General features: G+C 52.6%; 14 protein-coding genes. 5 read left to right on the forward strand and 9 right to left on the reverse strand.

Features of this window, described 5'->3' with window-relative positions:
• Positions 1–22 precede the first annotated feature (22 nt).
• Positions 23–1,321 carry an N-acetylmuramoyl-L-alanine amidase gene (locus A3850_RS15280; protein ID WP_157501262.1) on the forward strand — a complete coding sequence of 433 codons (1,299 nt, stop codon included), beginning with the start codon at positions 23–25 and terminating at the stop codon, positions 1,319–1,321.
• A gap of 112 nt (positions 1,322–1,433) precedes the next feature.
• Here the strand turns inward: A3850_RS15280 and typA are convergent, their stop codons facing one another.
• The 3 genes from typA to A3850_RS15295 all read right to left on the reverse strand — a co-directional run bounded on the left by typA (position 1,434) and on the right by A3850_RS15295 (position 5,605).
• A complete protein-coding gene (gene typA / locus A3850_RS15285) occupies positions 1,434–3,239 on the reverse strand; it encodes a translational GTPase TypA (protein ID WP_068218362.1) in 1,806 nt (601 codons plus the stop codon).
• Positions 3,240–3,468: 229 nt separating this feature from the next.
• On the reverse strand, positions 3,469–4,725 hold the full coding sequence (locus tag A3850_RS15290) for a proline dehydrogenase family protein (RefSeq protein ID WP_157501265.1): 1,257 nt from the start codon (positions 4,723–4,725) through the stop codon (positions 3,469–3,471).
• Positions 4,726–4,888: 163 nt separating this feature from the next.
• Positions 4,889–5,605 (reverse strand): HAD family hydrolase, encoded by a 717-nt coding sequence (locus A3850_RS15295; RefSeq protein ID WP_068218366.1) that lies wholly within the window; start codon positions 5,603–5,605, stop codon positions 4,889–4,891.
• A gap of 92 nt (positions 5,606–5,697) precedes the next feature.
• Here A3850_RS15295 and A3850_RS15300 point away from each other — a divergent pair, with 92 nt between their 5' ends.
• Both A3850_RS15300 and A3850_RS15305 read left to right on the forward strand, forming a co-directional pair.
• Entirely contained in the window at positions 5,698–6,243 is a 546-nt protein-coding gene (locus A3850_RS15300; RefSeq protein WP_068218369.1) for a histidine phosphatase family protein, read from the forward strand.
• A gap of 92 nt (positions 6,244–6,335) precedes the next feature.
• The gene (locus tag A3850_RS15305; protein ID WP_068218372.1) at positions 6,336–7,364 is read left to right on the forward strand and encodes a DUF819 family protein; all 1,029 of its coding nucleotides are present in this window, start codon (positions 6,336–6,338) and stop codon (positions 7,362–7,364) included.
• Here the strand turns inward: A3850_RS15305 and A3850_RS15310 are convergent.
• The 6 genes from A3850_RS15310 to A3850_RS15335 form a co-directional block, all read right to left on the reverse strand.
• Positions 7,296–8,534, reverse strand: a complete 1,239-nt coding sequence (locus A3850_RS15310; protein ID WP_068218374.1) for an AI-2E family transporter — start codon at positions 8,532–8,534, stop codon at positions 7,296–7,298. The genes A3850_RS15305 and A3850_RS15310 overlap by 69 nt on opposite strands.
• Before the next feature lies 1 nt (position 8,535).
• Complete coding sequence (locus A3850_RS15315; protein WP_068218376.1) at positions 8,536–9,030, reverse strand: hypothetical protein; 495 nt, start codon at positions 9,028–9,030, stop codon at positions 8,536–8,538.
• A gap of 30 nt (positions 9,031–9,060) precedes the next feature.
• Positions 9,061–9,765: a hypothetical protein gene (locus A3850_RS15320; protein WP_157501268.1), complete on the reverse strand. Its 705-nt coding sequence runs from the start codon at positions 9,763–9,765 to the stop codon at positions 9,061–9,063.
• A gap of 112 nt (positions 9,766–9,877) precedes the next feature.
• Positions 9,878–10,090, reverse strand: a complete 213-nt coding sequence (locus A3850_RS15325) for a DUF2945 domain-containing protein (RefSeq protein WP_068218384.1) — start codon at positions 10,088–10,090, stop codon at positions 9,878–9,880.
• Positions 10,091–10,199: 109 nt separating this feature from the next.
• Positions 10,200–10,664, reverse strand: coding sequence for a hypothetical protein (locus A3850_RS15330; protein ID WP_068218387.1), 465 nt, complete (start codon positions 10,662–10,664; stop codon positions 10,200–10,202).
• Between the two features lie 139 nt (positions 10,665–10,803).
• Positions 10,804–11,727, reverse strand: a complete 924-nt coding sequence (locus A3850_RS15335) for a mechanosensitive ion channel family protein (protein ID WP_068218390.1) — start codon at positions 11,725–11,727, stop codon at positions 10,804–10,806.
• A 247-nt stretch (positions 11,728–11,974) separates the two neighbouring features.
• On the opposite strand from A3850_RS15335, the gene A3850_RS15340 reads away from it, so the two are divergent.
• Entirely contained in the window at positions 11,975–12,190 is a 216-nt protein-coding gene (locus tag A3850_RS15340) for a PspC domain-containing protein (RefSeq protein ID WP_068218393.1), read from the forward strand.
• A 325-nt stretch (positions 12,191–12,515) separates the two neighbouring features.
• On the forward strand, positions 12,516–13,436 hold the full coding sequence (locus A3850_RS15345) for a ParB/RepB/Spo0J family partition protein (RefSeq protein ID WP_068218397.1): 921 nt from the start codon (positions 12,516–12,518) through the stop codon (positions 13,434–13,436).
• The last annotated feature ends 228 nt before the right edge of the window (positions 13,437–13,664 follow it).

A 13,664-nucleotide genomic window follows, 5' to 3' on the forward strand; every position in this document is an offset into this window, starting at 1 on the left:
GCGGCTGCAAAAAGCGTTATTGATGAAGGGTCTTTTTTCACTGTTTATTCTACTGATCTGCCTGGTACCAACAACCGTAATGACGGCCGCCACCTGGGATTCGTCGCCTGGCGCTACGGATTTTAACGGCACCTTAATTACGGGGCTCAAAAGTACGCTACGCGCCTCGAACGATATCCGCTTGGTGGTCATCGATCCGGGCCACGGAGGGAAAGATCCCGGAGGCCTCGGTAAGCACTGCCAGGAGAAGGACATTGCGCTCAATGTGGCCATTCTCCTTCGTGACGAACTGGAGTTGGTCTACCCCACCATCGAGTTCGTACTCACCCGCGAGGACGACCGGTTCATCCCACTCGTTGAGCGGGCCGCACTGGCTAACAACGAAGGGGCGGACCTCTTCATTTCTATTCACGCCAACATTGCGCGCAACCGGGAAGCCTTCGGTACGGAGACCTTTGTCATGGGTGACCACGTCTTGGATTACAACCTGGAGGTAGCCGCTCGGGAAAACGGCGTAGTGGAAGAATACGAAGGAAAGCGGGACGCTCGCTACGACGTAGACCCCTACACCAACGCCGGCCACATTCTATTGAGCCACGATCAGAACGAAAATTTGAACCGCAGCATCACGTTTGCCGGACTGGTGGAAAATGAATTCGCGGGCAGCGGGCGCAAGAGCCGGGGCGTGAAGCAAGCCGGGTTTATGGTCCTCAAGCGAACCACCATGCCAGCCGTGCTCGTTGAACTGGGCTTCATGTCTAACGACCAGGAAGAGGCATACCTCATGAGCTCCACGGGACAGAAGTCGCTTGCCAACAGCCTCACCCGCGCCTTTATCAGCTATCGAGAAATGATTACCGGCAAAAAATACGACCTGGCCGAGGCTCGTCAAACGCCGATTGAGGCGACTCCGACTAATGGAAATGGCTGGAAGGCAGCCAACGTTAGCCCCACTGCGCTGACTTACACCCCTTCTGATAAAGTTAGTACCACTACTACCTCAGCTAATGCTCAACCTACGAGCTCGACGCCCATAGCCGTGGCGATGGAGTCAGACGCCGTAAGTATTCGCGTTCAATTGGCTAAAACCACCAAGCCGGCCGACTACCGCGCGTTGGGTTGGGACAAGCTCGGGCACACCGTTACGGAGACCCAGGAAGGGAAGTATTACGTTTATCAAATTCACGGCCTCAAAGACGGCCCTTCCGCGAGAGCACTCGTTCAAGAGCTAAAAGCCACCGGAACCGACTGCTTCGTGGTCGCATACGCGGGTGATGAGAAATTGACTGGCCCCTCTTTTACGGCTGTACTCAGCAAGTAAATACTACGGGACCAATCCGATTGGACCGCTGTCCTTTAAATGAAAAGGCCCCGAAGGTGACGAGTCACTTTCGGGGCCTTTTCGTTTGCCTAATCCAGCTGTGGACGCAGGATTAGAAGTTGATCTTCATACCGCGTTTGCGCTCGGCTTCACGGAGAAGGATCTTACGCAGGCGGATCGATTCGGGCGTAGCCTCTACGTACTCATCGCCCTGGATGTATTCCAGCGCCTCTTCCAGCGTGAACTTACGGGGCGGTACGATCCGCGCCTTGTCGTCCGCTCCGGAGGAACGCATGTTGGTCAGTTTCTTGGTCTTGGTTACGTTAACGACGAGGTCGTTCGCGCGGCTGTTTTCACCGATCACCTGGCCTTCGTAGATCTCTTCACCGGCTTCGACGAAGAAGCGGCCACGATCCTGCAGGTTATTGATGGAGAAAGGAATCGCCTTGCCCTGCTCCATGGAGATGAGGGATCCGTTCATCCGTCCGGGAATGTCGCCTTTGTGCGGCTGGAATTCCTTGAAGCGGTGGGTCATGATGGCCTCACCCTGGGTGGCGGTCAGCATGTTAGAGCGCATACCGATGATACCTCGGGAAGGGATCTCAAATTCGAGGGTCACCCGGTCGCCCTTGGGCAGCATGCTCAACATCATCCCCTTACGCTGGGTGACCATGTTGATGGCGGTACCGGACATCTCATCCGGCAGGTCGATCGTCAGTTCTTCGACTGGTTCAGACTTCACGCCGTCTATCTCCTTGATGATTACCTGGGGCTGGCCAATTTGTAGCTCGTACCCTTCACGGCGCATCGTCTCGATAAGGACGGAAAGGTGCATAACGCCCCGGCCGAAGACGCGGAACTTATCGGCGCTGTCCGTTTCCTCTACCCGCAGGGCGAGGTTACGTTCCAGCTCTGCCGTCAAGCGGTCCTTGATGTGGCGGCTCGTTACGTACTTACCTTCCTTACCGAAGAAAGGAGAATCGTTGATAGTGAAGGTCATCGACAGTGTGGGCTCGTCGATGGCGATCGTTGGCAGCGCTTCGGGGTTTTCGCCGGCGGCGATGGTATCACCGATCTCGAAACCTTCCACGCCGAAGACGGCGCAGATATCGCCGGCCTGTACTTCGTCCACTTCTACACGGCCGAAGCCTTCGTAGACGTAAAGGTTACGGGCGCGAGCTTTGGTTTCTACGCCCTCACGGTTGATCAGCGTGAGTGGCTGGTTCGTCTTGAGGGTACCACGGCTGAGGCGGCCAATGGCCATCCGACCGATGTACTTGCTGAATTCAATGCTGGTCACCAACATCTGGGTGTTGCCTTCGGGAATCTCCGGTGCGGGGATGTGTTCCAGGATCGCATCCAGTAGCGGAACGATGGAGTCCGTTTCAACTTTCCAGTCTTCACTCATCCAGCCATTCTTGGCGGAACCGTAGATGGTCGGGAAGTCGAGCTGCTCTTCGGTAGCGTCGAGGGAGAACATCAGGTCAAAGACCATCTCGTGCACTTCATCGGGCGTACAGTTGGGTTTGTCGACCTTATTGACTACCACGAGTGGGTTGAGGCCCAATTGCAGGGCCTTATCCATTACGAAGCGGGTTTGTGGCATGGGGCCTTCGAAGGCATCCACGAGGAGGATGACACCGTCAGCCATGTTCAGTACCCGCTCTACCTCACCACCGAAATCGGCGTGACCGGGGGTGTCGATAATGTTGATCTTGGTACCCTTGTAGTTGATGGATACGTTCTTGGCCAGAATCGTAATGCCGCGTTCCCGCTCCTGATCGTTATTGTCCATGATCAATTCACCGGGCCGTTCGTGGTCGCCAAATAGCTGTCCGGCGAGGAGCATCTTGTCCACGAGGGTCGTTTTGCCATGGTCTACGTGAGCAATAATGGCGATGTTACGAATATCCTTCATTTGAGTACAGTTGGGGGGGGTAAGGCTGAGGCTACGCTAAGCGCGCGCAAAGGTAACGCTAAAAGAATTGGCAACAGCAGAATTGCCGCTTACCTAAACTTTAGAATACACGCAACTAAGACGTACGCGATTTCCGCGCGGTCACTTGCTCTCCAACATTCCTATATATAAGGTCTCTATTCACTATCCAATACACCTCAAGCCGGGTTCCACGAACGGGGCATCCGCATTATTTTAAGGCGACTCGGCGAGCTAATTCTGTTTGGACCAATTTCAGTTCCCGGCCCATCTCGCCGGTCACGGAGGTATTCTCCTGAGCGCGCCGCACAAGGTATGGTAGAACTTCACGGACGGGCCCGTACACAAGATACTTACTGACGTTGTAGCCGGCTTCGGCCAGGTTGAAGGTCAGGTTATCGCTCATCCCGTAAAGTTGAGCGAATTGGGCGTGGGGGTGGTTGCTCTGCAGCCCGCGCTCGGCCAGCAGCTTACAGGCGAGGAGGTTGCTCTCTTCGTTGTGGCTACCCACGCAGAAACCAATCGTCTTAATATTTTCCACGCAGTACTGCACGGCAGCGTTGTAATCTTGGTGCGTTGCCTGCAAGGAAGGCTGGATCGGGGTTGGGCGGTTCTCCGCTTTCGCCCGTTTATTTTCCTTCACCATGTAGGCGCCCCGGACGAGCTTTGCGCCCAGTAAATACCCGTACTCCCGGGCGCGTGCGTGGCTGTCCTTCATGAGCTGTAAGCGGTCGTGACGGTAAAGTTGGTAGGTGTGCAGGACGGTCACGCTGTCCTTATTATACCGTTCCATCATTTCTGCCGCCAGTGCATCGATGGTACTTTGCATCCAACTTTCCTCCGCATCGATGTAGATCTGTACGCCCTTTTCCGAAGCGAGTTTGCAGATGGCGTCCAACCGGTCGATGGTATCCCGAAGGTCTGCGTAGGGGGTCAGATCTCCCCCGATCACGGGTACGTCATCGTTTAAGCTGGCGAGCATGTCGTCATCCGCCAGACCCGTCACTTTTACTACCCCGGCAACGGCTGCATCGTTGCGGGCGCTGAAGTTGATGGCGTCCAGCACTTGCTGGGTGAAATTGTCGAAATCCTCCCGTGTATTTTTTGCTTCGGCCCCAAAATCCAGAATCGAGGTAACGTTCCGCGTAGCCAGCTTTTCAATGACGGGTAGGCTTTGCTGCAAGCTTTCACCACCGACGAATTGGGGGAAGATGGTATTTTTTACCGCCCACTTCGCGAGTGGAAGCCGATACTTCACGGCTTTTACGCCAAGCCCGGACATCAGTTTGGTAAGCCACTCCTTACCCATCAGGTTGAATAGCCAGGCCGTCCGTTTCAGCTCCCGCGTGCTCAGGTGGCGGAACGTATTTTCGGTATCGGCAAAGTTCGGCAGTGGCGTCCGCTGAAAGTCTTTCAGGGCGGCTTCCGCCAGGGGAAACTGCTTCACGGGGCCACTCGTCTGTTTCATGGTCAATCGGTTTTGCTGGTTGGGAGGCTGGTAGGTCAATAACCGTAAAAATTCTCAAACTGTTCCACTGGCATCGCTCAATCACTCAACATTTAGCTTTACGAAAATCTCTTGGGCGCTGTCGCGGGTGCAAGGTAAAGTGGGGATGCAGGACCATACCTATTCAAGAAGATTGGATGGCCAGTAATTGGTGCGTCAGCTGCTCGAGGGATTCCGGTCTAAAGTAGGAAGACGTTAAGTCCCCCTCCCCCACCCGCTCGTGGTGCCAGGTGAATTTGTAGGGCAGGTGAGCAGCGTGGCCTCCGGCTTCCATTACGGGGAGCACATCACTCCGCAAGCTATTACCGATCATCAATAACTTTCCCGGATCGATCTGGTGGCGCCGAAATATGTCCGCGTAAGTAGCTGCCGTCTTTTCGCTAACTATTTCGCAATGGGTGAAGTGATGGGCAATGCCACTTCTGGCAATCTTATTTTCCTGATCGAATAAGTCACCCTTAGTGATGATGAGCAAGGTGTAATACTGGCCGAGTTGCGCAAGCGCTTCCTCTACGTAAGGTAGTAGCTCAATAGGGTGGGCAATCATCTCCTTGCCCAAATCAATGATTTGCTGGAGTTCGAATCCAGTAATGCGACCATTGGATAACTCGATGGCGGTTTCGATCATGGAGAGGACGAACCCTTTTACACCGTAGCCGAAGATCAGTAGGTTCTTCCGTTCGAAGCGGTACAATTCTTTTTCCAAGTCCATTTCCGGAGAGAGGTATGGCTGGAGGAGTTCGGTACACCGTGACTTAGCGTCGACGAAAATGTGTTCGTGGCCCCAGAGGGTATCGTCCGCATCGAAAGCGATGTGGGTCAGATCATTGGGTATGGTCATAATGTTAAGGACTTATTCTCCCTTTTATCGTAGGTACGCTCAGCGAAGGCAGGCTCGGCCGAACAACGGAAGTTAAGCGTACATTTATCGGCATGAAGTTAACTTACTCCCTCCACGCTTTCCTTTTATTGGTACTTGGTCTTTTCCTCGCATCCTGCGGCAGCGCCCAGGAGAAGGCGGCGGCCGGTGATGACGATACGCAGGCTACCGCCGTCACTACGTTTTACCTGGTGCGGCACGCCGAGAAACAAGACGGAGAGGACCCAGCGCTTACCGACGAGGGCACGGAGCGCGCCGCAAGATTGGCTACAATTTTGGCGGATAAAGACATTAAGGCCGTCTACTCTACGGCCACTAAGCGTACGCAAATGACGGCTGCGCCCACCGCGGCTGCTTATGGATTAACCGTGCAGGATTACGATGCGGGGGACCTCGCCGGTTTTGCGGCTACCGTCAAGCAAGGCCACCGGGGCGAAAACGTATTGATTGTTGGCCACAGCAACTCTACACCATCCCTTGCGAATGAAATCTCTCAGAATTCAACACTGGAGCGATTTGACGAATCCGATTTTGGTAATCTCATCGTCATCGAGGTGCCCGCCGAGGGTGGCGCAACCGTACGGGAAGACCGGTACTGATGGATTTGTCTCAGTATTTGAGTCTAGCGCTTTGCGTTGGGTTTCCCCTGATTGCTCGCCACGCCGAAAGGGCTCGTTGGTTTCCTAGCTGGTTGAGTTCCATCATTGCCTGTTATCTGATTGGGATTGCCGTCAGCAACGGCCGGGTGTGGGCGGTGGACAACAATTTTTTGGAGAATGTTGCCGCCGCCAGCATGGTGATCGGGTTGCCCTTACTCTTACTCGGTGTCAGGATACAAGATAGCCTGAAGTACGCGCGCCCGATGTTATTAGCATTCGGGCTCTGCTGCTTTTCGGGCTTACTCTGTACCGGCTTGGTGGGTTACTACATGGCGGGCGAATTCCCCGATGCGTGGAAAGTCAGTGGAATGCTAACTGGCCTGTACACCGGTGGGACGCCCAACGTGCAGGCGATTGGGCTCGCTCTAGACGCCCCCGCCGACTACCTCGTGTTGGTGCAGGCTGCGGACGTACTGCTCGGCGGCGCTTATTTGCTCGGCTTAATCACGTTCCTTCCGGCAATCTACGCTCGCTTCTACCGGAAGACGCCCGGGGAGGAGGAGCACGTGGAGATAGCCGCGGTGGAGAAAGTGGCGGCGGAAAAGCAGCTCGCTCAGACTGGCGTAGCCTTGGCGATCGTTGCGATTTCGGCCGGCGTCACTTTTGCGGTGACGGGCGGTCTTGATAACGTGACCCTATTAATCTTGTCGCTAACAACACTGGCGCTGGTTGCAGCGAGCATGCCAATCACGCAGCGTCTGGGGAATACTTACCCGCTGGGTGAATATTTCATCCTGGTCTTTTCCGTAGCGTTGGGGTTGATGGCGGACTTCCGGGAATTGGCCGCGAACGGCATGGACTTGCTGTACTTCAGTTTTCTGGCCTTGAGCTCCACTACCCTACTCCACTTATTGTTGTGCCGGCTGTTCAACGTTGATCGGGATACGGTAATCCTTAGCTCGGTTGCTGGATTCTACGGGCCAGTTTTCGTAGTGCAGGTGGCAGCCGCGCTGAAGAACAAACGCTTGATGGCGGCAGGCCTGGCCGTTTCCTTACTGGGCTTCGGTATTGGCAACTACCTCGGCGTCAGTGTGGCTAATCTCATTAGGTACCTCGCTTGAATTGGCAATCTTTACTTTAACCGGTTTCACATTCTTTTTGAAAAGAGAGCGCAAGCGGTAAGCATCAGCATTGTACTCGTCGAGAAATTTATGCGATTGTCCATAGAGGTCGTCGCTCAGCAGTAGGGCAAAAGGCTTGGTGGGATTAATATGATCAAGGACGACCCTGACCATTGCCAGTAACGGAATGGCCAGAATGACTCCGGCAATCCCCCAGAACAGCGCCCCAAAAATCAGCGAGAGGATGGCGGCGAGGGCGTTGATCTTTACGCTATTACCGACTACTTTGGGCGTAATCAAATTACCTTCAATTGATTGCACTACCGTGTACAAAACAATCACGGCGATCGGTTGCCAGTAAGTATCTACGGTGGCTACCGCGTAAAGAAAAGGCAAGAGCCCACCGAGTGCAGTTCCAACGTACGGAATGACCGCGAGCATAGCGCCCATAAATCCCCACACTAAGGGGAAGCGGATTCCGATCAGCCAGAGACCAAGACTATTGAGGATGCCAAGGATGAGCATCACGATGAGGATACCTTCCAAATAGCTGGTAGCCACTTCCTGAATTTCCCTAATCGTGGTACCTCCCTCTTCCTTAATACTTCCCCGAAACTGGCCCATAATGAAATTCCTGATGGCCGTACTGTAGAGGAGAAAGAAGAAAGTATAAATAACCACCAACGAAAAATTAGCGAACATGGCACCCGACGTGGATAGCCCGCTCGTCAACAGCCCCAAAGGAGCAGCGGTGAAGCTATCGAGCTGCTCGTTGAATAGCGCAAAAGTTTCTCGCTCCCGCATGCCCAGGAACTCACCGCAGTAGGCCATCACTTCAAAAGAAGATTCCTTTATCTCCGCAACGATATCGTCAGCCTCGGTCATGACGTCCATGACCTGCATGACGAAGAAGGCGAGTACTCCCCCTATGGTTAGGAATGATGTGCTCATTGCCAAAAGAATGGCTGCAACCCGGCTGCGCACGTAGTGCTCGTAGAAGTTCCTTAGCGGCTTCAGCATGAAAGTGAAAAAAACGCCAAAAACGATAGGTATAAAAAATGAAGCGCCTACGTACAGTACCACAAGTACTATACATAGGCAGATCACGTAGTAGGCCAGGCGTTGGATACTGAACTGGCCTTCCTCCTTAATAGCGTTAGCTTGTTGCATTTTAATCTTCTGGTGAACCCTTGCCCTTCATACCCTGGAGCACGATGAAGGCAAAGATCATTACGAATACGACCGTCTCGAAGAAAAGGAAGCTGCCATTGATCATCATGCCTGCGAAGGTGTCTCCTTCCTGCATGAATTGCTCAAAAGAGTTTCCTGACACCATGAATGTGACGATGTTGGCGGCGAAGAGCGTCAAGCCTGCATATCCGGCTAGTTTCAGTAGGTAGGTCAATTCCGCCTTGAACACTTTACCCTCAGGAAGGCGCTTAGCGTAATCTGCTGCTGCGTACCAGACTACCGGGATGATGATCAGGTGCTTAGCGAAGCGCATACCCAGTGGGATTTCACCGTAGATCAAGTTAAGTACGATCAGGTAAACTGCCGTCAAGACGCCAAGGATGATGCCGAACTTACGGGCGTGACCCTTGATATCGTAGCTGGTATGGTCAGTTAAGTCGGGTGAGTTATGAACGGGGGTTGTGGTGGTTGCCATGGTAGTTTGGTTGATAGTTTAATTAATGCTTTACTGGCCGAGGTACCTGGCGCGGCGCACCTGGATCTCTCGGATCTTGTCTTCAATACGGGCCGCCCGGGCGGCTTCTTCCTCGGCGCTCAGTAGCTCATCGCCCACTTCGTCGCGGAGGTCCTGAATTTTCTTTTCGTAGTCGGCGATCTTATCGCGGTATTTCTCAATCTTCTTGCGGGCGCGTTCGGCATCCTTGGTATCATCCTGGCTATCGTCGCGAGCATCCTCTAGTTCCTTACGCGCATCTTCCAATTGCTCGTCGAAGTAGTCGGTGTAGAAACGATTCTTGAAGTCCTCGATCATGGCCCGCACGGCGAGCATCGCGGTTGCATTATTGGTCTCGGTATAGGCGCCATTTGCATCGGTCATCGCTACGGAGATCTGGGCACCACCTTCAATCTCCGCTACTTTACTGTAGAGGGTGACTGGCTTAGAAGTCAGTAAAGTAAGTGTGGCGTTCTCGTTTCGGTAAGCAATGCTGCCCCGGTCTTTATCCAGTTTGTCTAATTTTAGATCGTATCGCTCGTCGAAGTAATCTTCCCAGGCTTCCTCAATTTCATCGGCTGGTCCGTCTACTGAAAACTTGAGTGAGGAAATGGACTGGTCTTCATACTTGATGTTCCCCATCGTAGTTTGAGCGGAAAGCCCAACTGACAGGATAGAGAAGAGTAGAGTAACGAAAATTGATTGCTGAAACTTCATACTCCTTAATAACCAATGCCCGGGGGGCGTGTTCGGTGCGGCCGTCCTAAAGACAGATCGCCTCCGGAAGTACTTCCGAAGGCGATCTGATAATTTTAGCCGAGGCTAACTATTAGCTAACCCGTTCCACTTCTGATTCGAGTTTAAGTGCCTTATCGCCTTCGCCAGTTTTGATCAGCAACGCTTTGTTGCCCTTTTCTCCGTGGCGGGTCACTTGGTTGCCCTTGATGGTGCGGCTGACTTCCTCTTTAAAGGTTTCTTCCACTTTACCCTCGGCGGTCCCGGAGCCCCAGGTCCATTTCACGTTAGTTCCTTTGCGAATCATGATAGTTGCTGTTTTATTTGATCAGGGTTAGATAAAAAAAGCCCGGTAGAAACGACTGTTATGACGGCTCCTACCGGGCTGGTAGCTTGGAATTTATGGGGCAATAACCTTAGTCAAGGTCACCCTCTGGATCTAGGCTGCGCTCGATGTTGTTGAGCGTTGTACGTGATTCCTTGCTGAAATCGTTCCAGCCTTTCTTCACGTCACCTTTGAAGTCTTTCCAACCGGCTTCCATATTGTTACCAACGCGGTTCATCCGGTCGTCAATGTCTTTGCCGTAGGCTTCAAGCTCGTTCCACTCTTCCTGCATTTCTGCTTTGGCTTCGGCGGAAGCATTCTCCATGTCCTTCTCGATCTCCTCCATGCGGCGGTCGATCTTGGAGCGGGTCTGCTTAAATTCTGCTTCGAACTCGTTGCTTTCTTCGCGGATTTCGGCGCCAACGTTAGCGAGGGCATTCTCGGTTTCGCGGGCCATTTCGTCGGTGGCCTGGTCTACATCGGAGCCTTCAGCGCAAGAATAAAATACTCCGGCGAAAGCGAGCAATAGGGCCATGGTGATCATACGAATCTTCATAATAGTCAAGTTTTGATGGTTAATCTCAAGCGCCGATAATTTAAGTGGCGCGAGAGCTGGTTCAATAATGTGATTTCGCTTCATAGAGCGCAAAACCGGGTAGAGATGTTCGATTGTGTTAATTGGACTAGCCAATTATTTAAGCTTGTTCATCCTCATTTTTCCCCAGCATTTCCTTGAGTTGCTCACCTCCCTTGATGCCAAAATCGAGCGTCCGGATGGGGAACGGAATCATGATATCGTTTTCGTTGTAAGCATTGAAGATGGCCAGGATGGCATTGCTCCGGGCCTCCAGGAAATCGGGCTGTCCGGTCTTGTTGCTGTCCAACCAAAACCTGACTGTATAATTGACGGAACTATCCCCAAACTCAGTGTAGAACAAAGAAATACCCTTATCGCGATCGTGTTGCACGTTATCCTTGATGGCCTGTACCGCTACGTCTTTTGCTTTCTGGAGGTCATCTCCGTAACTAACGCCACAGGAGATGTCCACCCGACGCATGTTGAGTTTGTTATAGTTCGTCAGCGGGTTCTGGGCTACGATCTTGTTGGGGATCATCACGTCCTGCCCCTGGAAGGTCCGAATACTGGTGTGGCGCAGGTTAATGTCTTTGACCACGCCAGTGTACCCTTCTACTTCAATCATGTCTCCAATCTTGAACAGGTGGCGGATCGTGAGCAGGATGCCGCTGAAAAAGTTGAGGATGGGGTCCTGAAAAGCTAATGAAAGGGCTAATCCAACAACCCCCGCAGCCCCGGCGATACCCGTTACAACACTTCCAAGGTTCAGCACGCTCAGGATCAGCATGATGGTGAGGACGACAAAGACAGCCGTCATGAGCGTACTCAGTAAGTACTGGATCGTCGAATCATCAACGATTTTGCGAGCGATCTTATTAAAGTACTTTTTAAGGAAGCTGGTCACGACATACCCAATGAAGGCTACAATTATCGCCAGCAATATATTGGGCAGGTTCTTCAGCAAAACCGCCCACCAACGCTGTAATTCTTCGAGCAAAGGTTGGAAATCAAGCGTCAGGCCAAAAATTTCAAATAGGTACATATATGGTCGCGTGAGTTGGTTTAACGTTCGCTAGAACCTGACGCTTTTGCCGATGTTCGGTGGCTTCTGGACGCCGTCTGGCAAGGAACTTGTCCGAAAGCAAGAATTTGGACCGTAAAGAACTGCTTAAACCACCATGACTCTTGGTAATTTGTTGATTAAGACCTATTATTCGGTTACGACTTGCTACCATAGTTACTCTTGCAAGCAGTCCTTATTATACTATTGTGCATTCAGATCAAACTTCATGGATAATTTTCGAAACAGCGTAGAAAGAGTTGCTTTCGGTGTCTGCGCTTGGTTAGCAGATTTGATGGGGATCTCCCGCCGCCGCGTACGAGTTTATTTCATCTACTTGTCTTGCCTTAGTTTAGGCTCCAGCTTGCTCTTCTACTTCTTCGCCGCCTTCTGGCTTAACGTGCGCAATTACATACGGGACGGAAAGCGCTTTCTCGCCCACTAAAGACTAACTATACTTCGACCCCGCGGAACTCACACTGTCTTTCCAAGCAACACCTGAAACCCATCACTACCGAAGGCTGGTTCCTTCGTGATCGCCACTTTACGGTGCTGCGTTGCCACCCATTCGGCTAATGCAATTGTTGATCCGTGCCCTCCATTAAATTTATCCTATCGGGTTGATGCTTTACGGGGTTCAGTCACCTAGCATTGATAGAGGGCTGATGGAGGCCAGGGAACTAATTAAACCTGTAAATTGAAAAATAGAGTCCCAAGGTGCGATGCCCCCGCGCCTGGCCTATCTTTGCCCACCCAAGAATTGAAAACGTATGGCCAAGAAGTTTAACCCCGGAAAGAAACCCTCCAAAGCCACCCTGAACAAGGGGATTGATGCCCTGCTCAACAACCGCTCCCTCGATCAGGCCATCGAGGATGCCCCCGAGGAAACGATCAGTACCCTGAGCCGGAACTTCTCTTTCTTGCCCATCAAAAGCATCCACGCTAACCCGGATCAGCCGCGCAAAGAATTTGAAGAGGAAGCCCTCAGCGAACTAGCCAACTCCATCAAGGTGCACGGCATCATTCAGCCCATGACGGTGCGTCACATGGGGGATGGGACTTACCAGATCATCAGCGGGGAGCGACGCTTTCGGGCCAGCCAATTAGCTGGGCTAAAGGAAGTACCCGCCTTCATTCGCACGGCCAATGACCAAACCTTACTGGAGATGGCCCTCATCGAGAACATCCAGCGGCAGGACCTGAACCCAATGGAAGTCGCCTACTCCTATTACCGGCTGGCTGAAGATTTCAACCTCACCCAGCAGGAGGTCGCTTACCGCGTCGGTAAACGCCGCCCTACAGTGACCAACTACCTCGCTGTCCTCAATACTTCCCCGAAGGTGCAGCAGGCCGTGCGGGAAAAGAAGATCAGCATTGGGGCCGCCAAGACCTTTGCCAGCATCAAGGATATTGGCCAACAGGAAGTATTCCTTAAGGATATCCTTCGCAATAACTGGTCCGTCCGTAAGATCGAAGAAGAAGCCCGCGCCTACAAGAAAAAGAATACCGTCCGCCCGGCCCGCCAGCCGGAAAATGATGACCTGAAAACGGTGCGGGAGGCCTTCCAGAAGTTTTTTGGTACGCGCCAGGTCAAAGTGAGCCTGGACAACAAAACGGACAAATCCGGTAGCATCACCATCAAGTTTGCCAACCTGGAGGAGATGGAACAATTCTACAAAGCCGTAGAATAGTCTTCCTTTTCCTTCGTAGCACACGAAAAGGCGTTCACCTGCGTCCTATTAGTACTACTCTGCTTCATGGCCAATCCATTTTTACTCCACGTTTCCTCGTTTACCGACCGTAGCTTTCGGTTGGGTTCTCGTGGGTCATGTTGGGTCCTTGGTTGTTGGCTGGGTCTTTTTTGCTGGTTCCTCAGCGTGGCACCTGCGGCAGCGCAAAATGTGCCGATTGGCCAACCT

The organism is Lewinella sp. 4G2 (assembly GCF_001625015.1).
GTDB lineage: Bacteria > Bacteroidota > Bacteroidia > Chitinophagales > Saprospiraceae > Neolewinella.